Origin of the sequence: Luteimonas sp. J29 (assembly GCF_000472505.1) — a bacterium.
Lineage (GTDB): Bacteria > Pseudomonadota > Gammaproteobacteria > Xanthomonadales > Xanthomonadaceae > Luteimonas.
Genome location: NZ_AWZR01000001.1, coordinates 245,932 through 270,278 on the forward strand (window position 1 = coordinate 245,932; position 24,347 = coordinate 270,278).

General features: G+C 72.7%; 19 protein-coding genes. 6 read left to right on the forward strand and 13 right to left on the reverse strand.

Annotated elements, in window-relative coordinates; translation table 11 throughout:
• Positions 1–53: 53 nt before the first annotated feature.
• The 3 genes from LUTJ29_RS0101030 to LUTJ29_RS0101040 all read right to left on the reverse strand — a co-directional run bounded on the left by LUTJ29_RS0101030 (position 54) and on the right by LUTJ29_RS0101040 (position 3,628).
• Positions 54–1,874 carry a sodium:solute symporter family protein gene (locus tag LUTJ29_RS0101030; protein WP_027070912.1) on the reverse strand — a complete coding sequence of 607 codons (1,821 nt, stop codon included), beginning with the start codon at positions 1,872–1,874 and terminating at the stop codon, positions 54–56.
• Positions 1,875–1,892: 18 nt separating this feature from the next.
• A complete protein-coding gene (locus LUTJ29_RS0101035; protein ID WP_027070913.1) occupies positions 1,893–2,147 on the reverse strand; it encodes a DUF4212 domain-containing protein in 255 nt (84 codons plus the stop codon).
• A 104-nt stretch (positions 2,148–2,251) separates the two neighbouring features.
• Entirely contained in the window at positions 2,252–3,628 is a 1,377-nt protein-coding gene (locus LUTJ29_RS0101040) for a DcaP family trimeric outer membrane transporter (RefSeq protein ID WP_027070914.1), read from the reverse strand.
• 203 nt (positions 3,629–3,831) lie between these two features.
• On the opposite strand from LUTJ29_RS0101040, the gene acs reads away from it, so the two are divergent.
• On the forward strand, positions 3,832–5,775 hold the full coding sequence (gene acs / locus LUTJ29_RS0101045; protein ID WP_027070915.1) for an acetate--CoA ligase: 1,944 nt from the start codon (positions 3,832–3,834) through the stop codon (positions 5,773–5,775).
• A gap of 82 nt (positions 5,776–5,857) precedes the next feature.
• On the forward strand, positions 5,858–6,526 hold the full coding sequence (locus LUTJ29_RS0101050) for a response regulator transcription factor (protein WP_027070916.1): 669 nt from the start codon (positions 5,858–5,860) through the stop codon (positions 6,524–6,526).
• A 7-nt stretch (positions 6,527–6,533) separates the two neighbouring features.
• Here the strand turns inward: LUTJ29_RS0101050 and LUTJ29_RS0101055 are convergent, their stop codons facing one another.
• The 8 genes from LUTJ29_RS0101055 to LUTJ29_RS0101090 form a co-directional block, all read right to left on the reverse strand.
• A complete protein-coding gene (locus LUTJ29_RS0101055; RefSeq protein ID WP_027070917.1) occupies positions 6,534–9,998 on the reverse strand; it encodes a PAS domain-containing hybrid sensor histidine kinase/response regulator in 3,465 nt (1,154 codons plus the stop codon).
• A gap of 645 nt (positions 9,999–10,643) precedes the next feature.
• Positions 10,644–10,808: a 50S ribosomal protein L33 gene (rpmG, locus tag LUTJ29_RS0101060; protein ID WP_027070918.1), complete on the reverse strand. Its 165-nt coding sequence runs from the start codon at positions 10,806–10,808 to the stop codon at positions 10,644–10,646.
• A 13-nt stretch (positions 10,809–10,821) separates the two neighbouring features.
• Positions 10,822–11,058 (reverse strand): 50S ribosomal protein L28, encoded by a 237-nt coding sequence (gene rpmB, locus LUTJ29_RS0101065; protein WP_027070919.1) that lies wholly within the window; start codon positions 11,056–11,058, stop codon positions 10,822–10,824.
• A 238-nt stretch (positions 11,059–11,296) separates the two neighbouring features.
• Complete coding sequence (locus LUTJ29_RS0101070; RefSeq protein WP_027070920.1) at positions 11,297–14,017, reverse strand: bifunctional acetate--CoA ligase family protein/GNAT family N-acetyltransferase; 2,721 nt, start codon at positions 14,015–14,017, stop codon at positions 11,297–11,299.
• A 220-nt stretch (positions 14,018–14,237) separates the two neighbouring features.
• Positions 14,238–15,164: a ParB/RepB/Spo0J family partition protein gene (locus LUTJ29_RS0101075; RefSeq protein WP_027070921.1), complete on the reverse strand. Its 927-nt coding sequence runs from the start codon at positions 15,162–15,164 to the stop codon at positions 14,238–14,240.
• The gene (locus LUTJ29_RS15670) at positions 15,161–15,985 is read right to left on the reverse strand and encodes an AAA family ATPase (protein ID WP_051322566.1); all 825 of its coding nucleotides are present in this window, start codon (positions 15,983–15,985) and stop codon (positions 15,161–15,163) included. Before LUTJ29_RS15670 ends, LUTJ29_RS0101075 begins: the two co-directional genes overlap by 4 nt.
• Before the next feature lie 155 nt (positions 15,986–16,140).
• A complete protein-coding gene (gene rsmG, locus LUTJ29_RS0101085) occupies positions 16,141–16,782 on the reverse strand; it encodes a 16S rRNA (guanine(527)-N(7))-methyltransferase RsmG (RefSeq protein WP_027070922.1) in 642 nt (213 codons plus the stop codon).
• Entirely contained in the window at positions 16,779–17,429 is a 651-nt protein-coding gene (locus LUTJ29_RS0101090) for a 4'-phosphopantetheinyl transferase superfamily protein (RefSeq protein WP_232221122.1), read from the reverse strand. The genes rsmG and LUTJ29_RS0101090 overlap by 4 nt, the downstream gene beginning before the upstream one ends.
• A gap of 85 nt (positions 17,430–17,514) precedes the next feature.
• On the opposite strand from LUTJ29_RS0101090, the gene LUTJ29_RS0101095 reads away from it, so the two are divergent.
• From LUTJ29_RS0101095 to LUTJ29_RS19120, 4 genes are all read left to right on the forward strand, one after another.
• The gene (locus tag LUTJ29_RS0101095) at positions 17,515–18,876 is read left to right on the forward strand and encodes an AMP-binding protein (RefSeq protein ID WP_027070924.1); all 1,362 of its coding nucleotides are present in this window, start codon (positions 17,515–17,517) and stop codon (positions 18,874–18,876) included.
• Between the two features lie 89 nt (positions 18,877–18,965).
• Entirely contained in the window at positions 18,966–19,232 is a 267-nt protein-coding gene (locus LUTJ29_RS0101100; protein WP_027070925.1) for a GlsB/YeaQ/YmgE family stress response membrane protein, read from the forward strand.
• A gap of 362 nt (positions 19,233–19,594) precedes the next feature.
• Positions 19,595–20,038, forward strand: a complete 444-nt coding sequence (locus tag LUTJ29_RS0101105) for a PepSY domain-containing protein (RefSeq protein ID WP_232221123.1) — start codon at positions 19,595–19,597, stop codon at positions 20,036–20,038.
• A 106-nt stretch (positions 20,039–20,144) separates the two neighbouring features.
• Complete coding sequence (locus LUTJ29_RS19120; RefSeq protein ID WP_198012643.1) at positions 20,145–21,227, forward strand: DUF5671 domain-containing protein; 1,083 nt, start codon at positions 20,145–20,147, stop codon at positions 21,225–21,227.
• A 6-nt stretch (positions 21,228–21,233) separates the two neighbouring features.
• Here the strand turns inward: LUTJ29_RS19120 and xth are convergent, their stop codons facing one another.
• Together xth and LUTJ29_RS0101120 are read right to left on the reverse strand one after the other, a co-directional pair.
• Complete coding sequence (xth, locus tag LUTJ29_RS0101115; protein ID WP_027070927.1) at positions 21,234–22,007, reverse strand: exodeoxyribonuclease III; 774 nt, start codon at positions 22,005–22,007, stop codon at positions 21,234–21,236.
• A gap of 68 nt (positions 22,008–22,075) precedes the next feature.
• Entirely contained in the window at positions 22,076–24,220 is a 2,145-nt protein-coding gene (locus LUTJ29_RS0101120) for an EAL domain-containing protein (RefSeq protein WP_027070928.1), read from the reverse strand.
• Positions 24,221–24,347: the final 127 nt, after the last annotated feature.

Here is a 24,347-nt window from a genome sequence, read left to right on the forward strand (position 1 = left end):
CGGGGGAGTTGCCTCCCCCGGCATCGGGTGGGTACTGCGTGTCCGCGGATGGATCAGTGGTGGCGCACCAGCGCCTCGCCGCGCGGAATGCGGACCTCGTCGACCATCCGCTGGGTCTCCTCGTCCGGCGCCGGGGTCACCAGGGTGACCACGATCATCGCGATGAAGCTGGCGACCACGCCGACCACGCCGAAGCGCAGGTGGTCGAGGCCGAACCAGGGCTCCATGCCGTTGCGCACCGCGAGCAGGTAGCCCCAGCCGGCGGCCAGGCCGACCACCATGCCGGCGATGGCGCCGGGGCGGTTGGCGCGCTTCCACCACACGCCCAGCACCAGCGGGGCGAACAGGCCGGACATCGCGAAGCAGAACGCCCAGGCCACGGCGCCGAGGATGCCCTCGAGCCGCATCGCCGCCACCGCAGCGCCGGCCGCACCGATCACCAGCAGCAGGACGCGGGCGGTCATGATGCGGCGCTTGGTCTCGGCCTTCGGGTCGATGATCTTGTAGTACAGGTCATGCGACAGGGTGTTGGCCATGGCCAGCAGCAGGCCGTCCGCGGTGGACAGCGCCGCGGCCAGGCCGCCGGCCGCCACCAGGCCCGAGATCACGTACGGCAGGCCGGCGAATTCCGGGGTGGCCAGCACGATGATGTCGGGGTTCAGGAAGAACTCGTTGACCTGCAGGATGCCGTCGCCGTTGGAGTCGCGGATCGCCACCAGGCCGATCTCGCCCCAGTTCCTCACCCAGCCCAGCGCCTCGACGTCGGCGATGGCCTTGCCGAAGATCGAGCTGGCCAGCTGCGGATCGAACAGCGACAGCTTGCTCAGCGTGGCCAGGGCCGGCGCGGAGAAGTACAGCAGGAAGATGAAGAACAGCGACCAGGCCACGGACGAGCGCGCGGCCTTGACCGACGGGGTGGTGAAGTAGCGCATCAGGATGTGCGGCAGCGACGCGGTGCCGACCATCATGCAGAACGCCAGGGTCACGAACTGCCACGCTGCCATCGCGCCTTCCTTCGGCGACGCGTGCAGGGTGGTCAGGGCCGAGAGACCGGCCACGGTGTCGGTCGGCGGGGTGCCGACGCCCAGCACCGGCTCGAGCTCCTGGATGTGCGCCACCGCGGGGCCGTACTGGAACTGCGGGAACCAGCCGAAGCCCTGCGCGCCCGACATCCACACGATCGGCAGGATGTAAGCCACGATCAGCACGATGTACTGGGCCACCTGGGTCCAGGTCACCGCGCGCATGCCGCCGAGCATCGAGCACACCAGGATGCCGGCCAGGCCCAGCCAGCAGCCCACCTCGAACGGGATCAGGAACGCGCGCGCCGCGATGGTGCCGGTGGCGGTGATCTGCGCGGTCACGTAGGTGAACGACGCCACGATCAGCACGATGATGGCGCAGAAGCGCGACAGCTTGCCGCCGTAACGGGTCCCGATGAAGTCGGGCACCGTGTAGCAGCCGAACTTGCGCAGGTACGGCGCCATCAGCGTGGCCACGAGGATGTAGCCGCCGGTCCAGCCGACCACGAACGCGAGGTACGGATAGCCCGACATGAAGATGCCGCCGGCCATCGCCACGAACGACGCGCCGGACATCCAGTCCGCCGCCGTCGCCATGCCGTTGAACACCGGGGGCACCGAGCGGCCGGCGAGGTAGTACGCATCCGCCGCCGCCGTGCGCGAGAGGATGCCGATGAACGCGTAGATGAAGATGGTGAAGCCGACGAAGCACAGGCCGATCGCACGCGCGCTCAGCCCGAACTTCTCCAGCAGTGCCATCGCGAAGAAGAACAGCAGGAACCCGCCCGTGTAGATCCCGTAGATCTTGGGCAGGCTCTGGATGAAGGTCTTGCCTTCGAATTGGAGTGCCATGACGTTATCCCCTGGTGGTCAGTCTTCGTCTTCGTGGACGCCGTACTTGACGTCGATGGCGTGCTGTTGCCGGCTGAACAGGAACAGCTGGACGACGAACACGATCAGCGACCCCTGGGCCGCCATGTAGTAGCCGAGCGGCCAGCCGAAGAAGCGGACTTCGCTCAGGTCGTGCGCGAACCAGTGGATCACGAACGCGAAAAAGAACCAGATCACGAGATGCGTGATCGTGAGGTTCCGGGTCTTGCGCCAATGTTCTGTGGCTGAACTCATGTCTGAAACACCTCCGAGGAACTTCGGGTTCGAACGCTGGGTGGTTCCTGGTGCCCGGGATCGGCGAAGCCGCCGCCAGCCGGCGGCGGCCCGCTCTCCCCGGGTCAGAAGGAGTACTTGATGGTCGTGTGGAAGCGCTTGAGGTCGCCCTTGCGGTCGTCCTCGAGCTCACGCTGGCCCCAGCTGACCTCCGCGCCGACGTCCAGCTTCGGGAACGGCGAGTAGATCAGGTTGGCGTGGAACGACTGCGCCCTTTCGACCTCGGCCCAGCTGGCCGGTCCCCATCCGGCCAGGCTGCGGTCGTTGTCGAACTCGGCCACCGAGTACATCAGGTTCGAGCGCAGCTTCGGCGAGAAGGCGTGGCGCCAGGCCACGAAGCCGCCGCCGCCGTCGCGCGCGTGGAGGTTGCCGTTGGCGTCGAGCGCGGCGTCCGCGCCCAAGCCGAAGGCGAGGTAGCGGCCGATGCCCGAGCCGTAGCTGGCCATCCAGCGGATGTCGTCGCTGGCGCCGAGGTTGAACCGGCCCGACAGGCTGACCGCGGCGCCGGTGTCGCTCTCGTCGCCCGACTTGAGCTGGCGCAGCAGGCCCGCGATGCTGAAGTGGCCCCAGTCGCCCTTCATCACGTAGCGCGCGGTGAGGTCGGGCAGCAGGTCGCTGCCGCCGGCGTTGTTGCGCGCCGCGGTGGCCACGGTGCTGACCGTGGTCTGCGGGTTCTCCAGCGCCACCGACCACGGGCCGTTGGTGTAGCGCACCTGGGCCTGGCGGACGAAGGTGGTGCCTTCGGTGACGCCCACGAAGTCGACCGCCTCGGGCAGCGCGGCGACGTCCTGGAAGTTGGACCAGGTCTGGCCGGCCAGCCACTTGTTCCAGGTCACGTAGGCGTGGCGGATGGTGATGCCGTGGGTGTTGGTCGAGACCTCGTTGCCGAGGTTGGCGGTGCCGCCGCCGAACATGTCGGCCTCGATGAAGCCGCGGAACTTGTCGCCGCCCTCGCTGGTCCAGTCGGCCGCCAGCCAGAAGCGGGAGAACGCGGCGTGGAAGTCGGTGTACGGATCGGTGTCCGGCTCGGCGCCGTTGGCGGTGACCGGGATCGTGCTCGGCACGTAGAACATGCGGCCGGCCGAGCCTTCGGCGATCGCGCCGTCGCTGGTGTCGGTGACCATCGCGTCGAGCTTGATGAAGCCGCCGTACGAGAACACGCTGCCGGGGTTGCCGGCGGTCAGGATCGGCGAGCGCTGGATCGCGGGCTTGCCGTCGCTTGCCGTGGCCACCCGGACCTCGTCGAGCTCGGTCTTGGTCGCGGCCACCGCGGCCTCGGTCTGCTGCTGTTGCTGCAGCAGCGCCTGGACCTGGGCCTCGAGCTGGGCGATGCGCGCCTCCAGCTCCTTCTCCTTCGCGGTCTGCCCGAACGCCACCCCCGGGGCGACCAGGGCCAGCGACATGGCGAGCGCCAGCGGCCGCATCGGATTGCGTCTTTTCATCGATTCCCCTCCCAGAGACAAGTGAAGAACGCCCAACGTGGGGAGGCTGCGCGCGGCCGCGGGCGGTGCCTATTCGTCTTTGGTAGGAGGGGGCGGGGCTGCGACCAAAGTCCTAGCGTTGTGCTGCAACGCAACATGCGCGGATGCGGCAAACTCATGCGTGGAACCGATCCGTTGGACTTTGATTGCCTTGGGAGGACGAGATGAGTGACCTCTACCCTGTGCCGCCGGACTTCGCGGCGCGCGCGCGCATCGACCGCGCCACCTACGAACGGGACTACCAGGCCTCGGTCAGCGACCCGGAGGCGTTCTGGGGCCGGGCCGCGGCCCGCCTGGACTGGTACCGGGCCCCGACGAAGATCAAGGACGTCAGCTACGACCTGGAGGACTTCCGGATCCGCTGGTTCGAGGACGGCGAGCTCAACGCCAGCGTCAACTGCCTCGACCGCCACCTGGCCACCCGCGGCGACAAGACCGCGCTGATCTGGGAGCCGGACGATCCGGCCGCCGAGCCCAAGCACGTCAGCTACCGCGAGCTGCACGCGCGCGTGTGCAAGCTGGCCAACGCGCTGCGCAGCCTCGGGGTGAAGAAGGGCGACCGGGTCACGATCTACCTGCCGATGATCGTCGAGGCGGCGGTGGCGATGCTCGCCTGCGCCCGCGTCGGCGCGATCCACTCGGTGGTGTTCGGCGGTTTCGCCCCGAACTCGATCGCCGATCGCGTGGCCGACTGCGGCAGCAAGCTGATCATCACCGCCGACGAGGGCCTGCGCGGCGGGCGCAAGGTGCCGCTCAAGGCCAACGTCGACGCGGCATTGAAGATGCCCGGCACCCAGAGCGTGGAGACGGTGCTGGTGGTGCGCCACACCGGCGCCGCGGTCGACATGCAGATGCCGCGCGACCGCTGGTACGACGCCGTGGTCGACGGCCAGCCCGGGGAATGCGAGCCCGAGCGCATGAACGCGGAAGACCCGCTGTTCATCCTCTACACCTCCGGCTCCACCGGCAAGCCCAAGGGCGTGCTGCACACCACCGGCGGCTACCTGCTGTACGCGGCCTACACCCACGAGGCGGTGTTCGACCTGCGCGAGGACGACATCTACTGGTGCACCGCCGACGTGGGCTGGGTGACCGGCCACAGCTACATCGTGTACGGCCCGCTGGCCAACGGCGCGACCTCGCTGGTGTTCGAGGGCGTGCCCAACTACCCCGACTTCTCGCGCTTCTGGAACGTCGTCGACCGGCACAAGGTGACCATCTTCTACACCGCGCCGACCGCGATCCGCGCGCTGATGCGCGAGGGCGCCGACCCGGTGAAGAAGACCTCGCGCGCGAGCCTGCGCCTGCTCGGCAGCGTCGGCGAGCCGATCAACCCCGAGGCCTGGCGCTGGTACCACGAGGTGGTCGGCGACGGCCGCTGCCCGATCGTCGACACCTGGTGGCAGACCGAGACCGGCGGCATCCTGATCTCGCCGCTGCCCGGCGCGATCGACCTCAAGCCCGGCTCGGCGACGCTGCCGTTCTTCGGCGTGCAGCCGGCCCTGGTCGATGCCAACGGCAAGATCCTCGAGGGCGCGGCCGAGGGCAACCTGGTCCTGCTCGATTCCTGGCCGGGGCAGATGCGCACGGTCTACGGCGACCACCAGCGATTCATCGACACCTACTTCAAGACCTACCCGGGCATGTACTTCACCGGCGACGGCTGCCGCCGCGACGAGGACGGTTACTACTGGATCACCGGCCGCGTCGACGACGTCATCAACGTCTCCGGCCACCGCATCGGCACCGCCGAGGTGGAAAGCGCCCTGGTCTCGCACCCGAAGGTGGCCGAGGCCGCCGTGGTCGGCTTCCCGCACGACATCAAGGGCCAGGGCATCTACGCCTACGTGACCCTGGTGGCCGGCGAGGTGGAAAGCGACGAGCTGCTCAAGGAGCTGGTCGCGCACGTGCGCAAGGAGATCGGGCCGATCGCCTCGCCCGACTTCCTGCAGTGGGCGCCCGGCCTGCCGAAGACGCGCTCGGGCAAGATCATGCGCCGGATCCTGCGCAAGATCGCCGAGAACCAGCCCGACCAGCTCGGCGACACCAGCACCCTGGCCGATCCGACCGTGGTCGACTCGCTGGTGAAGAACCGCAGGGGCGCGTAAGGACACGCGACGGGCGGCGGAGGGCCCGCCTTCCGCCACCCGCCGCCCGTGGCAGTACCCAGGACCGATACCCCCATCCCCCATGACCACGATCCTCGTCGCCGACGACCATCCGCTCTTCCGGGAAGCCCTGCGCGGCGCGGTGGTCCGCGTGATCCCCGAGGCCGAGCTCTACGAAGCCGACAACGCCGACGGCCTGTACGCGATGGCCGACGCGCACCCCGACGCCGACCTGCTCCTGCTCGACCTCAACATGCCCGGCGCCCAGGGCTTCAGCGCCCTGGTCCACCTGCGCGGCCTGCACCCGCAGCTGCCGGTGGTGATGGTGTCGGCGCGCGAGGAGCCGGCGGTGATCCGGCGCGCGCTCGACCACGGCGCCATGGGCTTCATCCCGAAGTCGTCCAACGCCGAGCTGCTGGGCACGGCCCTGCGCCGGGTGCTCGACGGCGACCGCTGGGTGCCCGAGGTGGCCGACACGGCGCCGCGCATCGGCCCGGACGAGCAGGAGATCGCCGCGCGCGTGCGCGAGCTCACGCCGCAGCAGTTCCGGGTCCTGCAGATGCTCGGCTCGGGCATGCTCAACAAGCAGATCGGCTACGAGCTCGGCGTGTCCGAGGCCACGATCAAGGCCCACATGAGCGCGATCCTGCGCAAGCTCGGCGCCTCCAACCGCACCCAGGCGGTGCTGATGGCGGGCCGCCTGGCGGTGGACCCGGAGAAGGTGGTGGTCCCGGAGGGGCCCGAGGACTAGCCGCCGCTCAGGCCTCGGCGCCCGCGTCCACCCGGCGCCGCTGCGCGGTCAGGAACGCGCGCAGCGAGGCCGGCTTCACCGGCTTGGTCAGCACCCGGTAGCCGCGTTCGCGCGCGGCGCGCTTGAGCGCGTCGCTGCCGTCGGCGGTGAGCAGTGCGCCGGGGACCGGCGAACCGGCGGCCTCGCGCAGGGCATCGAGGGTGTCGAGCCCGTCCAGGCGGTCGTGCAGGTGGTAGTCGACCAGCAGCACGTCCGGCTGCTCGGACAGGCGCTCGAGCGCCTCGTCGACGGTCGGCGCGGTGACCGTGCGGATGCCCCAGCGCGAGAGCAGGGCGGTCATCCCCGAGAGGATGTCGCGGTCGTTGTCCACGCACAGCACGGTCATGCCGGTCAGCGCCTGGTCCACGTCCACCCGCGGCCCCTCGTCGCGGCGCTCGGGGACCTGCCGCGAAGCCTCGCCGCGCGGCACCACGATCGAGAACATGCTGCCGTGGCCGACCATCGAGCGCGCGTCGAGCGTGTGGCCGAGCAGGCGCGAGATGCGCTGGCAGATCGACAGGCCCAGGCCCAGTCCGCGGCCGTCCCAGTCGAACGGCTGCTCGAAGCGGTGGAACTCGTCGTAGATCTGGCGCATGTGGTGCTCGGGGATGCCGGGGCCGGCGTCCCAGACCTGCAGCGCGACCTGGTCGCCGCGCCGGCGCGCGGCCAGCACCACCCGCCCGCGCGGGGTGTAGCGCAGGGCGTTGGCGATGAAGTTCTGCAGCACCCGGCGCAGCAGGCGGCGGTCGCTGCGCACCACCAGCGCCGGTGCGTGCACCCGGATGTTGATGCTGCGCGCGGCGGCCATCGGCGCGTACTGCGCGGCCAGTTCGCGCAGCAGCGCCCCGGCGTCGAAGTCGGTGATCTCGGGCTTGAGCTTGCCGGCATCCAGGCGCGAGACGTCGAGCAGGCCGTCGAGCAGTTCCTCGGCCGCGCGCAGGGCCGCATCGATGCGCTCGGCCAGGTGCGCCTGCTCCTTCGGGTCGCGGCTTTCGCGCAGCGCCGAGGCGAACAGGCGCGCGGCGTTGAGCGGCTGCAGCACGTCGTGGCTGATCGCGGTCAGGAACCGCGAGCGCGACTCCTGCGCCATCTCCGCCTCGCGGGTGCGCTCGGCCACGCGCTGCTCGAGGTACTCGTTGATCTCGCGCAGCTCGCGCTCGGCGCGCTTGTAGTCGGTCACGTCGCTGTAGCTGGTGGCGTAGCCGCCGCCGGGCAGCGGCTGGCCGCGCAGTTCCAGCACCTGGCCGTTGGCGCGCACGCGCTCGCTCACGTGCGGCGAGCCCGCGCGCATGTAGGCGATGCGCTTGGCGACCTCGAGTTCGATCTCCTCCGGCCCCAGCGGCCCGAGCTCGCCGCGCTGGGCGTTGTAGCGGATCAGGTCGGCCACCGGCCGGCCGACGTAGAGCATGCCGTCGGGGTAGTCGAACAGCTGCTGGTAGCGGCGGTTCCACGCCACCAGGCACATGTCGGAGTCGACCACGCTCACGCCCTGGTCGATGTTCTCCAGGGTGTTGGACAGGATCTCGCGGTTGAAGCGCAGCTCCTGGCCGGCCTCGTCGAGCACGGCCACGACCTCGCCGACCTCCATGCCCGAGCCCTTGAGCACGCTGGTGAGCACCAGCCGCGCCGAGGCCGCGCCCACCGCCGCCGCCAGCAGGCGCTCGGTGAACTGGACCCACTTGCGGTCGGCGCGCGCCTGCGGCTGCAGCTCCACGCCCTGCTCGCGCGCGTACTGGCTGAACGCGCGCTGCGCGGTGCGTTCGCCGACGATGCGCACCGCGAGGGTGAGCAGGTCGCCGATGGCGACCGACGCCTTCCACTCGCCGGCGGCGAGCGGGCTGCGCTCGGCGTAAGGGTCGAGGAACGGCGCCGCGCGCAGGCGCTCGTCCAGGCTCGGGCGCCAGCGCGCCGAGACCAGCAGCAGCGCGCCGACGTTCATCAGCAGCGACCAGAACGTGCCGTGGGTCAGCGGGTCCCAGCCCCACAGCCCGAACAGCTGGCGCGGGCGCAGCCAGTGGATGCCGAACGGGCCGTCGCGCACCCAGGCCGGATCGAACCAGCCGGCGTCGGTCAGGGTCGGCAGCAGCAGCGTGTAGACCCAGACCGCGAACCCGATCAGCAGGCCGACCTCGGCGCCGCGGCGGCTGGCCCCGTGCCAGTACAGGCCGCCGATCAGCGCCGGCGCGAACTGGGCCACGGCGACGAAGGCCATGAGGCCGAACGAGGCCAGCGAGGTGTCGCTGCCGCTGGCGCGGTAGTAGCCCCAGGCGAGGCCGGCGATGAACACGATCGCCACGCGCCGGATCCACAGCACCAGCGAGGCGACGTCGCCGCCCCCGCGGCTGGCCCAGCCGCGGCGCAGCAGCAGCGGCATCACCAGGTCGTTGCTGACCATGGTCGCCAGCGCCACGCTGGCCACGATCACCATGCCGGTGGCGGCGGAGAAGCCGCCGACGTAGGCCAGCAGGGCCAGGGTGTCGCGGTGCTCGGCCAGCGGCAGGGCCAGCACGAAGCTGTCCGGGGCCACGCCCGAGCCCTGGCCGAACAGGTGGATGCCGGCGCTGGCGATCGGCACCACCATCAGCGTCACCACCACCAGGTAGGCGCCGAACATCAGCCGCGCGCGGCGCACGTCGTCGACGTTGCCGCATTCGACGATCGCGACGTGGAACTGGCGGGGCAGGCAGAAGATCGCCAGGAACGCCAGCAGGGTCTGGGCCACGAAGCCCACCGGCGGGCCGACCTCGAGCAGCGAGCGGGTGGCGGCGACGTAGTCCAGGTCGCGCGCGCCGAGCCAGCCGGAGGCGAACAGCCCGACCGCGACCAGCGCGACCAGCTTCACCAGCGACTCCAGCGCCACCGCCAGCATCATGCCCGGGCGGTGCTCGGTGGCATCGACCTGGCGGGTGCCGAACAGGATCGCGAACAGCGCCATCAGCGCGGCCACGTACAGCGCCGGGTCGCCGAGCACGCGCCCGGAGGTGCCCTGGCCGCCGAGCACCCCGAGGCTGATCGCCACCGCCTTGTACTGCAGGGCCAGGTAGGGAACCGCCGCGATCAGGGCGATGGTGGCGACCAGCGCGGCCAGCGGCTGCGAGCGGCCGTAGCGCGAGGCGATGAAGTCGGCGATCGAGACCGTGTTCTGGGCCTGGGCGACCCGCGCCATGCGCTCGAGGATGCGCCAGCCGAACAGCAGCAGCAGCAGCGGACCGAGGTAGATCGGCAGGTAGCCGATGCCCGAGCGCACCGCGGTGCCGACCGCGCCGTAGAAGGTCCAGGACGAGCAGTACACCGCCAGCGCCAGGCTGTAGACCAGCGGGCGCAGCCACGGCCGCTGCGGATACAGTGGGTAGCGGTCGCCGATCCACGCCACCGCGAACAGCAGCGCGGCATAACCGACCGACACCAGCAGCAGGACCCAGCCCGGCAGCATCCAACCCTCCCCCGATCGGTGCGCCCCGGAGTGTAACGCGGCCGGTCGCGGCGGCGGCGCGGGCCGCCCCCACCCCGACCCTCCCCCGCATGCGGGGGAGGGGGCACGGCTATTGCGCGGATTGCAGGTCTCCGCGCGCCCTTCCCGCGTTCCGGCCGTGCTCCCACACCACCGCACAGTCGCGGAATGTCCCCCTCCCCCGCGCGCGGGGGAGGGGAGGTGCTGGACGAGGCCGGCGTGGCCCGGCGGTCCCCCCTCCCCCGCGCGCGGGGGAGGGGACGCGGCTCTTGCGCGGGTCGCAGGTCTCCGCGCGCTTCCCGCGTTCCGGCCGTGCTCCCACACCACCGCGCAGCCGCGGAATGTCCCGCCTGCCCCGTGTGCGGGGGGGTCGCGGCTCTTGCGCGGGTCGCAGGGCTCCGCGCCCTTCCCGCGTCCCGGCGGTGCTCCCACACCACCGCGCAGCCGCGGAATGCCCCCTCCCCCGCGTGCGGGGGAGGGTTGGGGTGGGGGCCCGCCGTCGCCGCGGGACCCGTCCGCCGCGCCCGGCGCGGCCCCACAACGCAAAAACCCGCCTTGCGGCGGGTTTCGCGGCCCCGGCTCGCGCCGGGGATTCCTCGGCAGCCACGCTGTCGCGTGGCGGTCAGGTCACTTGATCTTGCCTTCCTTGTAGATCACGTGCTTGCGGACGACGGGATCGTACTTCTTGATCTCCATCTTGCCGGGGGTGTTCTTCTTGTTCTTGTCCGTGGTGTAGAAGTGGCCGGTGTTGGCCGACGAAATCAGACGGATCTTGTCGCGCTTGGATGCCATGACGTCCTGCTCCTCAGACCTTCTCGCCGCGCTTGCGCAGCTCGGCCAGGACGGCATCGATGCCGTTCTTGTCGATGGTGCGCAGCGCAGCCGTGGAAACGCGCAGCTTCACCCAGCGGTTCTCGCTGGCGACCCAGAACCGGCGCTCGTGCAGGTTCGGCATGAAGCGGCGGCGGGTTTTGTTCATCGCGTGCGAGACGTTGTTGCCGGTCGTCGTACGCTTGCCGGTGACTTGGCAGACTCGGGACATTGCACACCTCGAAAGTGTCATGGTGCCCCCCTTGGCCAGGGAGGCGGCGGCCCCGGCGGGCGCCGGCCCCGGGGGGCCGCGCCTGCCACGCAATGCGGGACAGGGTCGCTGCATGGGGGCGGGGGGATCGCGTTCCCGGCCGCTCCGGCGCCCGGGGCGCAAGGGGCCTGGGCACAGCGAGCCGGCAATTATGCCCGCCAGGCGGCCTGTGGACAAGTCCGGCCCCGGCCGGCCGGGTTCAGCCGGGGGCGCCGCCGGGCGGCGTCCCCGGGGCGGGGACCGGCAGCCGCACCACCATCAGCCCCGGCTCGTCCGGGTCCGGGGTGATCCGGAACCCCAGCTGCTCGCACATGGCCAGCATGCCCCGGTTCTGGCGCAGTACCTGGCCCTCGACCTCGCGCAGCCCCATCCAGCCGGCGGCCTCGATCATGATCGACATCAGCTGCCAGCCCAGGCCGCGGCCCTTGAGGTCGGAGCGGACCAGGATCCCGTACTCGCCGGCTTCGTAGTTGGCGTCGGCGTGCAGGCGCACCGCGCCGAGCATGGCGCCGTCGGCGTCGATCGCCGCCAGCGCGATCGAGCGCGCGTAGTCCATCTGGGTCAGCCGGGCGATGAACTCGTGGCTGAAGTGGCGCACCGACTGGAAGAAACGCAGGCGCAGGTCCTCGTCGGTGACGTGGCTGAAGAACTCGCGGAACAGGGCCTCGTCCTCGGGCCGCACCGGGCGCACGAAGGCGCGGGTGCCGTCGGCCAGGGTGATGTGGCGCTCGAGCTCGCTCGGGTAGGGGAAGATCGCGAAGCGCGGGTGGCCACGGCCGCGGTGCAGGGCCTGGACCGGGCCGACCAGGATCCGGGCGTCGACCACCACCACCCCGTCGGCGTCGGACAGCATCGGGTTCAGGCTCAGCTGCCGGATCTCGGGCACGTCGGCCGCCAGCTGGGCCAGCTTCACCAGGGTCAGCGCGATCGCGCGCTCGTCGGCCGCGCGCTCGCCGCGGTGGGCCTTGAGCCGGCGCGAGACCCGGGTGCGGCCGATCAGCTCGTGGGCCAGGCGCAGGTCCAGCGGTGGCAGGGCCACGGCCAGGTCGTCGACCACCCGCACCGCGACGCCGCCGCGGCCGAACACGATCACCGGGCCGAACACCGGGTCATCGGCGATCGCCGCGATCAGCTCGCGCGCGTGCGGCCGCTCGACCATCGCCTGCACGGTCACTCCGCGGATGCGCGCGTCGGGGCGGCGCTCGCGCGCCAGCCGCAGCACCTCTTCGGCGGCGTCGCGCACCGACTGCTCGCTGCCGCGGTTCAGGCGCACGCCGTCGACCACGGTCTTGTGGGCGATGTCAGGCGAGTCGATCTTGACCGCGACGGTGCGCCCGGCCGCCAGCAGCGGCCGCGCCGCCTCGACCGCGGCCCCGGGGTCGGCCGCGGCCAGCGGCGCCTCCAGTTCGATCCCGTAGCAGGCCAGGATCCGCGCGGTCGCCTGCGGGTCGAGCTGCACGTCGCCGCGCGCCAGCGCCTCGCGCACCAGCGCGCGCGCACCGTCGGCGTCCACCGCGAAGTCGGCCGGCAGGCTGGGCGGGGTTTCCATCAGCGCCTGCTGCGCCTCGCGGTAGCGCACCAGGTGCATGAAGCCGTTCACGGCTTCGGTCTCGGTGGCGTACGCGGGCACGCCGGCGCGGTGCAGCTCGGCCAGGGCCTGGTCGTCGTCGGCCAGCCAGACCGCGAATACCGGCTTGCGCGCGGCGCGCGGCGGGCGGCGTTGGAGCGCGCCCGACAGCGCCCTGGCCGCGTCCAGTGGCGAGGTGAACGCGGTCGGCACGTTCACCACCAGCAGCGCGTCGCTGTCCGGGTCCTGCAGCAGCGCCTCGACCGCGGCGCCGTAACGCTCGCCGTCGGCGTCGACCACCAGGTCCACCGGGTTGTCGTGCGACCAGCCGCCCGGCAGCACCGCGTCGAGCGCGGCCACCGTCTGCGGCGCCAGCGTGGCGAGCGTGCCGCCGAGCCTGGCCAGCTGCTGCGCGGCCAGCAGCCCCACGCCGCCGCCGTTGCCCAGGATCGCCAGCCGGCGGCCGGGGAAGGTGCGCACCGTGGAAAGCGTCTGCGCGGCAGCGAACAGTTCGTCCAGGGCCTCGACCTGGAGCAGGCCGGCGCGCTGGAACGCGGCCGCGTGCACCGCGTCGGCGGGCGCCAGCGCGCGCAGGCCGATCTCGGTGATGCTCGCCGCCGGCTGCGGCCGCGCGGCGCGCACCAGCACCACTGGCTTGGCGCGCGCGGCCGCGCGCGCGGCGGACATGAACTTGCGCGCGTCGGCCACCCGCTCGACGTACATCAGGATCGCGCGGGTATGGCGGTCGGTGGCCAGGTAGTCGAGCAGGTCGGCGAAGTCCACGTCGAGCGCGTCGCCGAGCGAGACCACCTTGGAGAAGCCGATCGCGCGCGACACGCCCCACTCCACCAGCGCGGCCGCGATCGCGCTCGACTCCGACACCAGCGCCAGGTCGCCCGGCTGCGGCGCGCGTGCGGCGATGCTGGCGTTGATCCCGGCGTGGGCCGAGACGATGCCCAGGCAGTGCGGGCCGACGATGCGCATGCCGTGCGGGCGCGCGGCGTCGCGGATCGCGTCGTGGAAGGCGTCGCGGCCCGGTCCCAGGTGGGCGCTGAGCAGCAGCGCCGCGCCCACCCCCAGCTGCGCGGCTTCCGCCACCAGGCCCGGCACCAGGTGGGCCGGCGCGGTGATCACGGCCAGGTCCGGCACCCAGCCCAGGTCGGCGAGCCGGCGCACGGTGGCGATGCCGTCGATCCGGCGGTGGCGCGGGCTGACCCAGCCGATCTTCCCGCCGTAGCCGCCCTGGCGCAGGTTGCGCATCACCGCGCGCCCGGCCGAGCGTTCGCGCGGGCTGCCGCCGACGATCGCGATCGACGACGGCTCGAAGACCGATTGCAGGCGCCAGGTGCTCATGCGGGCACAGTATCGGCCACGCCGCATGGCCGGCCGATGATGGCGGCGGGGGCGGGCCAGGCTGCCGGCGCGCCGGCGGGGAACCCGCCCCGCAGGAGCGGCTTCAGCCGCGACCCCACTGCCCGGGATCCCGGGTCCGGAGGCCGGTTCGCGGCCGCAGCCGCGCCTGCAGCCGGAACGGCCGGTGCGGCGCGTCGCGCCCGTCCGGACGCGCGTGCGCTCACTTGCCGCGCAGGCGTTCCAGCACCCCGTCGAGCGCGTCGAGGCCGGCGTAGTGGATCACCAGCTTGCCCTTGTTGCCGCGGCCGTTCTGGATGCTGACCCTGGCGCCCAGGATCTCGGACAGTTCGTTCTCGAGCCGGGTGATGTCGGGCGCGGCCGCGCCCCTGGGCGCCGGCTTGCGGCGACCGCCGGCCGGCACCTTGCCCGCCGCGAACTGCGCCGCGCGGTGCTCGACCTCGCGCACCGACCAGCCCTGCTCCGCGGCTTCCTTCGCCAGCTTCGCGGCGAGATCGGGCGAGAGGGTCAGCAGGGCGCGGGCATGGCCCATCTCCAGCTTGCGTTCCTCGACCAGGGCGCGGATCGCCGGCGGCAGCTCCAGCAGCCGCAGCAGGTTGGAGACCGCCGCGCGCGAGCGGCCGACGGCCTCGGCGGCGGCGGCGTGGGTGAGGTCGAACTCGTCGATCAGGCGCTGCAGCGCCTGCGCCTCCTCCAGCGGGTTGAGGTCCTCGCGCTGGATGTTCTCGATCAGCGCCATTGCCACCACGGTGCGGTCGTCGACCTCGCGCACCACCGCCGGGATCTCGGCCAGGCCGGCCAGCTTGGAGGCGCGCCAGCGGCGCTCGCCGGCGATGATCTCGTAGGTGCGGTCGGCCAGCGCGCGGACCACGATCGGCTGGATCACGCCCTGGGCACGGATCGATTCGGCCAGCTCGTCCAGGCGTTCGCCGTCCCAGTGCTTGCGCGGCTGGTACTTGCCCGGGCGCAGCGCGTCGACCGGCAGGTTGCGCAGCGCCTCGCCGGGCTCGGGTTCGAGCTTCGGCGCCTGGGCCGCGCCCTTGGGGCCGAGCAGGGCCTCCAGGCCACGGCCGAGGCCGCGCTTGCGGGCGGGCGCGGGCTTGGTGGACGCTGGCTTGGCGGTGCTCATGCCGGGGTCTCCGTTTCGTGTGGGGTGTCGGGCCGCGCCTGGCGCGCGGCCTGTTCGCGCTCGCGCTGGTGGCGCAGCACCTCGCCGGCCAGGCCGAGGTAGGCGATGCCGCCGCGCGAGCCGCGGTCGTAGCCGATGATGCTCTGGCCGTGGCTGGGCGCTTCGGCCAGGCGCACGTTGCGCGGCACGATGGTACGGAACACCTTGTCGCCGAAGTGTTGCACCAGCTCGGCCGAAACCGCGTTGGCCAGGTTGTTGCGCACGTCGAACATGGTCCGCAGCACGCCCTCGATCTCCAGCGCCGGGTTGAGCCGTGCCCGGAGCGCCTCGATCGTCTCGAGCAGCGCGCTCAGGCCCTCAAGCGCGTAGTACTCGCACTGCATCGGCACGATCACCGAATCGGCCGCGGTCAGTGCGTTGAGGGTCAGCAACGACAGCGCCGGCGGGCAGTCGATGATGATGAAGTCGTAGCGCGGGCGCAGCGGTTCGAGCGCGCGCTTGAGCCGCTGCTCGCGGCCCTCCTCGTCCATCAGCTCGATCTCGGCCGCGGTCAGGTCGGTGTTCGCCGGCAGCAGGTCGTAGCCCTCGGCGGTCTCCACGATCACGTCCTCGGCGTGCAGCTCCTCGAGCAGCACGTCGCAGGTCGAGGCGTGCAGGTCGCGCTTGTCGATGCCGCTGCCCATGGTCGCGTTGCCCTGGGCGTCGAGGTCGATCAGCAGCACCCGCTTCGGGGTGGCGGCCAGCGCCGCGGCGAGGTTGACCGCGGTGGTGGTCTTGCCGACTCCGCCCTTCTGGTTGGCAATGGCGATGATGCGGGCCATGGGGTCCGGGTGCCTCGGTTGCGGCGGGGATCGGCCGCGAAGGGCGGCCCGGACGGGGGATTATGCCGCGCCCGGCGCCCCCGCGTCGTCCGCGGCCCGTGGACCACGCCGCGGCCGGCCGCCCGCGGCCGCGGCCGGCGCGCCGCCGCGCGGCTTCAGGACAGGCGTTCGACCACCACCAGGTGGCGCTCGGCGGCCAGCCCGGGCACGTCCAGCCGGTGCACGCCCTCCAGGCGCCAGCCGGCCGGCAGCGCGGCCAGTTCGGTGTCCGGGCGCTGGCCCTTCATCGCCAGCAGCCGGCCGCCCGGGCGGACCAGGTGCCCGCCCACGGCCAGGATCTCGGCCAGCGGCGCCAGCGCGCGCGCGGTGATCGCATCATGGGCACCCGGTTCATCCAGCGCCTCGGCGCGCGTTTCGGCCACCCGCGCGTTGGCCAGGCCCAGCTGGCGCACCGCTTCGCGCAGGAAGCGCGCCTTCTTGCCGTTGGACTCGACCAGGGTGACCTGCAGGTCGGGGCGCGCGATCGCCAGCGGGATGCCGGGCAGGCCGGCGCCCGTGCCCAGGTCGGCCAGACGCTGCAGGCCCTCGGTGTGCGCCGCGATCGCCAGCGAATCGAGCAGGTGCAGGACCACCATCTGCCGCGGATCGCGCACCGCGGTCAGGTTGTAGGCGGCATTCCAGCGCTGCAGCAGCGCCAGGTAGTCGAGCAGCGGGCCGGCCAGCGCGGCGTCGAGCCCGAGCGCGGCCAGGCCGGATTCGACGGTCCCGCGCAGCGCGTCGGGGGAGGATGCGGTCATCGCGCCATTGTAGGACCGGGCGCGACGTCCGCCGCCGGCGAGGGCCGCCAGGCCAGGGTGGCCAGGTAGCCGGGCGCCGGCGTGAACGCATGCAGGCGCCAGTCACCGGGCGCGCCCAGGGCCGGGTCGCAGGCGTGCAGCCGCCAGCCGTCCGGTTCGCGGGTGAACTCGAGCTTCCCCAGGCCGAACGCGATGCCGTGGCCGTGGGCCTTGAGCACCGCCTCCTTGGCGCACCACAGGCGCACGAACCAGTCTTCGGCCTCGGCCGCCGGCAGCGCCGCCAGCAGCGCCGCCTCGCGCGGGGTGAAGAAGCGCCGCGCCAGGGTCATCGCCCGCGGCCGCGGGCGCAGCCACTCGATGTCCGCGCCCACCCGGGCGCCGCGCGCCAGCGCCACCAGCAGGCGTTCGCCGCTGTGGCTCCAGTTCGCGTCCAGGCCGGCGTGGGCGGGCCCCAGGTGTGGGCGGCCGCGGGCATCGCGCCAGAGCCCGAGCGCCTCCTCGTCCACCGCCAGCTGCGCCGCCAGCCAGCGCCGGGCCTGCGGTTCGGCCCGCTCGCCGCGCCGGTACGGGCCCCAGGCGCAGCGCACCGCGCCCAGGTCGAGGCTGTCGGGCGGGTGGGGCATCGGCGGGCCGGACTCGGTCTCCATGGGCCGGCCAGCGTAAGCTAGCGGCCGGACGGCGTGAACTGCGCGGAGAAGAATGTCGGCGGCGATCGGGCACCACACCGCACCCATGCACGCGCCATCGCCGCTGCCGACGGGCGATGGCGCGCGGGCCTTTGCATTCGACGGCGCGCATGTGGTCAGCGCCGCCGCGTTCGCCGGGCACGTGCGCGCGCTGGCGGCGCGGCTGCCGCGCGCCGGCTTCGCGGTGAACCTGTGCGAGGACCGTTACCGGTTCCTGGTCGCGTTCTGCGCGGTGGCCGTGCGCGGGCAGGTGAACCTGCTGCCGCCGACCCGGACCCGGGCCGCGATCGACGAGGTGCGCGCGCGCCATCCCGACAGCTACTGCATCGGCGACGGCGAGGCCTGCGGCTGCGACGCGGGACTGCTGCCGAGCGGGAGCCACTTCGTGCACCTGCCGCAGCGGCTGCCCTGGCTCGACGGTCCGCCACTGCGGGTGCCCGACGAAGCGGTGGTCGCGATCGGCTTCACCTCCGGCAGCACCGGTACGCCGATGCCGCACGCCAAGACGCTGGGCGCGCTGCGCGCCAGCACCGCGCGCAACCTGGCCGCGCTCGAGAGCCTGTGGCCGGCGGGCATGCAACCGCAGGTGGTGGCGACGGTGCCGCCGCAGCACATGTACGGGATCGAGATGTCGGTGGTGCTGCCGCTGCTCGGGCCGGTGGCGGTGCACCGCGGGCGCCCGTTCTTTCCCGAGGACATCGCCCGCGCCCTGCACGAGGCCGCCGCGCCGCGGCTGCTGGTGACCACCCCGGTGCACCTGCGCGCGCTGGTCGGCTCGGGCGTGGCGCTGCCGCCGATGGCGGGGATCGTGAGCGCGACCGCGCCGCTGCCGCAGGCGCTGGCGGCCGAAGCCGAGGCATGCTGCGGCTGCGAGGTGCGCGAAACCTTCGGCTCCACCGAGACCTGCATCATCGCCAGCCGCCGCGCGGCCGCGGGCGAGGCCTGGCGCCTGTTTCCCGGCGTGCGGCTGGAGCCGCGGCCCGACGGCACCCTGGTCACCGTGCCGGGGCTGCCCGCGCCGGTGCTGCTCGCCGACGTGGTCGAACTGCTGGGCGAAGGCCGCTTCGAGCTGCGCGGCCGCCAGGTCGACCTGCTCGAGATCGCCGGCAAGCGCGCGTCGCTGGCCGACCTGACCCGGCGCCTGCTCGAGGTGCCGGGCGTGGAGGACGGCGCGGTGTTCCAGCTCGACGACGAGCGCGCCGGCGTGCGCCGCATCGCCGCCGTGTACGCCAGCGACACCCTCGGCGAGGCGGCTGTGCGCGAGGCCTTGCGCCGCAGCATCGACCCGGTGTTCCTGCCGCGGCCGCTGCGGCGGGTGCGCGCGTTGCCGCGCAACGACACCGGCAAGCTGCCGCGCACCGCGCTGCTGCGCCTGTTGCAGTGCGGCGAGGACGACGCGTCGCGCTGACGCCGCCGTCACGATCGGGCTGCCAGCATGAAGTCCACTCCGCACGCAGCCAGCGGCGGGCGGACTTCACTGATCAGGAGGCAGCACTCATGGGCATCATCATCTGGCTGATCGTCGGCGGCATCGTGGGCTGGCTTGCCAGCATCATCATGAAGCGCGACGCGCAGCAGGGCATCATCCTCAACATCGTGGTCGGCATCGTCGGCGCGCTGATCGGCGGCTGGCTGATCGGGCCGTTGCTGGGCGCGGGCTCGATCAACGACGGCATCACCGTGATGAGCTTCATCGTGTCGCTGATCGGCGCGGTGATCCTGCTCGCGATCGTCAACCTGTTCCGCCGCGGCAGCGTTCGCTGACGCACAGTTCTCTCTCTCTTGCTGCATACGGTGCCCGGCCTTGGCCGGGCTTTTTTTCGCCGGCGTCCAGGCGCCGGGCATCCTCCGCTTCGTCCCCGCGCCCGCGCAGGAAGGTGACGCTCGAGCCGTCGCGCGATCCCCGGGCGCCGGCCGGGTTCGCGCCTGCCCCAGGCGTCGGGTACGGCCGCGGCGGCCCGGCATCGCGGCCGCCGCATCCGTCGCCGCAGGGATGGCGCGGCGCCCGCGCGTCCTTCGCGATCCCCGCCGCCACGTGAACCGGATGGCGGCCGCGCACGCGGGTTCACGACGGCTTGCCCGCGTCCCCGCGAGCATGCGCCTTCCCCCTGCGAGGAGTACATGCAATGCGACGTCCGATCCGTTTCCGCAAGGCCTGGCTGGCCATGGCCGTGGCGGCCGCCGCCGGCACCGCACTGGCCCAGGACGCCGACAAGGCCCTGACCGGGGCCGAGGTCCGCGCGAAGATCGAAGCCGAGGGCTACACCAACGTCCACGACGTCGAGTTCGACGACGGTGTCTGGACCGCCGACGCGCGCAGCGCCGACGGCCGCAGCGTGGACCTGTCGATCGATCCGCGCACCGGCAAGGTCTATCCCGACCACCAGGTCTCCAGGCTCGGCAAGGACGACATCGAGGCCCGCCTCGCCACTGCCGGCTACGGCGACGTGCACGACGTCGAATTCGACGACGGCGTGTGGAAGGCCGAGGCCCGCGACGCTTCCGGCCGGAAGGTCGAGCTGCGCCTGGATCCGGAGGACGGCCGCGTCATCGGCGAGCACAGGGACTGATCCTGCCCGCGCGGTAGCGCAGCGCGCGACTTGCGCCAGCGCACTTGACCAGGCCGGTGGCCGCCCCGCAGGGTGGCCACCGGCCTTTTCGCATCGGGAGACGCGCATGGCAGTCCCGCAGGAACTCGAGCGCTTCGTGCGCGACGCGCTGGCCGCCGGCATGCCGCGGCCGCAGGTGGAATCGGTGCTCGCCGAGGCCGGCTGGAGCCCGGCCCAGGTGCGGGCCGCGCTGGCCGAGTACGCCGACGTCGACAGTCCCGTGCCGGTGCCGCGACCACGCCCGCAGCTGTCGGCGCGCGAGGCGTTCGAATACCTGCTCCTGTTCGCCACCCTGTACCTGTCGGCCTGGCACCTGGGCAGCCTGCTGTTCGACCTCGTCAACCACGTCCTGCCCGACGCGGCCGACCCGGCCTATCGCGTGGTGCGACTGGGCCCCTCGATGCGCTGGTCGATCGCGGCGCTGGTGGTCGCGTTCCCGCTGTTCGCCTGGCTGGCGCGGCGCATCGGCGGCGATCTCGCGCGCGATCCGGTGAGGCGCCTGTCGCCGGTGCGGCGCTGGCTGACCTACCTCACCCTGTTCATCGCCGCCGCGGTGCTGATCGGCGACCTGGTGGCGCTGGTCTACAACGTCCTCGGCGGCGAGGCCAGCCTGCGCTTCCTGCTCAAGGTGCTGGTGGTGGGCGCGATCGCCGGCGCGGTGTTCGGCTACTACCTGTCCGACCTGCGCCGCGACGAGTCCGGCCGCGACAGCCGCGGCATCGGCCGCGCGCTGGTGACGGCCGCGGCGGTCGCGGTGCTGGCCTCGGTGGTGGCGGCGATCGCGGTGATCGGCACGCCGCCGGCGCAGCGCCAGGCGCGGCTGGACGAACGCCGGGTGGACCACCTGCGCCAGCTGGAGGCCGCGATCGACGAGTACGCGCGGCGCGAAGGCCGGCTGCCGCCGGCGCTCGAAACGCTCGGCGACGAGACCGGCCGCAGGCTGTCGCTGGTCGATCCGCTCGGCACCACGCCGTACCAGTACGAACCGGGCGAGGGCCGTCGCTACCGGCTGTGCGCCGTGTTCGCGACCGACACCCGCGACGGCACCACCAGCCTGCGCCAGGACGAAGGCTGGCGCCATCCCGCGGGCCGCCACTGCTTCCAGCGCATGGCGCCCGAGGCGGCCCGGCCGGAGGCGTCGGTCGACTAGGCCGCGTCAGCGCCCCAGCACGACCCACGCCGGCGCGTGGTCGCTGGGGCGCTCCCAGGTGCGCGGCTCGCGGTCGATGCCGGACTCCGCGGCGTCGCCGCGCAGCGCGTCGGAGACCAGGGTGAGGTCGATGCGCAGGCCCAGGTTGCGGCGGAACGCGGCCTGGCGGTAGTCCCACCAGCTGAAGATGCCCGCTTCCTCGTGGTGCAGGCGGAAGCCGTCGTGCAGGCCGAGCGCCAGCAGCCGGCGCAGCGCCGCGCGTTCGGCGGTCGAGGTCAGGATGTGGTCGTCGTTCCAGATCGCGGGATCGTGGACGTCGCGGTCCTCGGGCGCGATGTTGAAGTCGCCCAGCACCACCAGGCGCGGGTGGCGCTGCAGTTCCTGCGCCAGCCAGCCGTGCACGGCGTCGAGCCAGCGCAGCTTGTAGGCGTACTTGTCCGTGCCCACGTCCTGGCCGTTGACCACGTACAGGTTGACGATGCGCACGCCGTCGACGGTGGCGGCGATCGCCCGCCGCTGGTCGTCCGCGAACCCGGGAATGCCCGCCTGCACGTCCGTGATCGCGCGGTCGCGGGCCAGGATCGCGACGCCGTTGTAGGTCTTCTGCCCATGGAACACGCTGCGGTAGCCGAGCGCGGCCAGCGCCGCATCGGGAAAGCGTTCGTCGTCGAGCTTGGTCTCCTGCAGGCCGACCACGTCGGGTTGCGCCTCGCGCAGCCAGCGTTCGAGGTGCGGCAGGCGCACGTTGAGCGAGTTGACGTTCCAGGAGGCGATCTTCATGCGACGACCTGCGCGTGGGGACCGGCCATGTTAGCCCGCCCCGCCGGCGGTGGTCGCGCCCGGGCCCGCTACGTGGGGACGGCGCGCGCGCCGTGCAGCAGGCGTTCGGCGCCGGCCTCGTCCAGCGGGCGGCCGAGCAGGAAGCCCTGGCCGTCGTCGCAGGACAGGGCGCTGAGCTGGGCCAGCTGCTCGGCGTCCTCGATTCCGCCGCCGACCACGCTCATGCCCAGGCCGTGCGCGGTGGCGATCACCGCCGCCACCACCTCGCGCTGGCCGAGGTCGGCGAAGCGGGCCAGCTTGACCACGCTCACCGGGATCCGCGGCAGCCGCGCCAGCGAGGTGACCGAGGCGCCGAAGTCGTCGACGACCAGCTGCACCCCCATCGCGCCCAGGGCCGAGAGGGTGGATTCGATGCGCGGGTCGTCGTGGATCAGCTCGCGCTCGCCGATCTCCAGCCGCAGCGCCGACGGCGCGATGCCGTGCGCGGCCAGGGCGCCGCGGACCTGGTCGACGAAGCCGCCCGAGCGCAGCTGGCTGCCGGAGACGTTCACCGCCATGCTCAGCGGCGCGTCGTCGCGCGGCGCATGCCGCGTCCATGCCGCGAGCCGGGCGCAGGCCGCGTCGAGCACCCAGGCGCCGATCTGGCCCATCAGCCCCGCGCGCTCCGCCGTGGGCAGGAACTCGGCCGGCAGCAGCGTGCCGCGGCTGGGATGGCGCCAGCGCAGCAGCGCCTCGAAGCCGAGCAGGCGCTGGTCCGACAGCGACAGCAACGGCTGGTAGGCGAGCGTGAGCTGGCCGCGCTCGACGGCGTGCTGCAGTTCGGCGGCCAGCTGCAGGTGGTCGTCGTTCTCGCGGTCGGCGCTGTCGTCGAACAGGTGGTAGCCGTTGCGGCCGTGCTGCTTGACCCGGTACATCGCGGTGTCCGCGTCGCGCAGCAGGTCGGCGGGGCGCGCGTGCGGATCGCTGGTGACCGACACGCCGACGCTGGCCGACAGCGCCAGCTGCAGGCCGTTGCCGACCGCGAACGGTTCGGAAAGCGTCGCCACCACCCGCGCGGCGAGGTCGTGCAGGTCGGCATCGCCGGCGATGTTCTCGCACAGCATCACGAACTCGTCCCCGCCGAGGCGCGCGACGGTGTCCTCGCGGCGGCCGACCGACGACAGGCGGCGCGCGAGCTCCACCAGCACCTCGTCGCCGACCTCGTGCCCGTACGAGTCGTTGATGGTCTTGAAGTGGTCGAGGTCGATGAACACCAGCGCCACCCGGCCGGAATGGCGCTCCAGGCGCAGCATCGCCTGGCCGAGGCGGTCCATCAGCAGGTAGCGGTTCGCGAGCCCGGTCACCGGGTCGTGCATGGCCTGGTGGGCGAGCGCGCGTTCGGCGAGCTTGGCCTGGGTGACGTCGCGGGTGGAGGTCAGCACCCCGACCACCGCGCCGGAGACGTCGGTCTCGGGCGACATCGTGGTATGGAACCAGCCCTCGCGGCCGTCGTGCAGCACCAGCGAGAACTCGTGCTCGCGCGGCGCGCCGGTGGACAGCACTTCGCGCAGCGCGGACTCCCACGCGTCGAGGCCCGGGATGTCGGGCACGATTTCGCGGTCGGTGCGGCCGATCAGGTCTTCCAGGGCCATGCCGCGCAGGCGCTCGCCGGCCGGGTTGACGTAGCGGTAGCGCAGGTCGGGCGAGTACTGGGCGATGGCGTCGGATGAGCCGTTGAGCACCGCGCGCAGCTGCGCCTCCACCCGCGCCAGCTCGGCGCTGGCCGCGGCCGAGCGCTCGGCCAGCCGCTCCATCGCCTGTTCGGCGACCACGCGCCGGGTGATGTCGCGCGAGATGCCGAAGGTACCGATGATGCGGCCGTCGAGGTCGCGCAGCGGGAACTTGCTGGTCGAGACCCAGCGCGTGGAGCCGTCGACGAAGCTCTCGCACTCCTCGATGTCGATGATCGGCTCGCCGGTGCGGATGATCTGCTGCTCGTCGGCGAGCGCCGCGGCCGCGTGCTCCTCGGCGAACAGGTCGAAGTCGGTGAGCAGGTAGCACTGTTCGCGGGTCAGGCCATGGCGCCGGGCCATGCCCAGGCTGACGCGCAGGAACCGGCTCTGCAGGTCCTTGAAGTAGATGACCTCGTCGGCGCTGTCGAGCAGGTTGCGGATCCAGATCCGGTCCATCGACTCGTCCGGCGCCGGCCCCCGTGCGCGGTCGTCCGCGCTCATCGCACGCCCCCGCGGCGCCCCGCGCACGGCGGCGTCGGGGCGGACTGGCACGACCTGGGTCCCTTCCGTGGGCGGGGCAGGATACCGGACATCGATGCTGACCGTGCGTGTGGGTCGACCCCGTTAA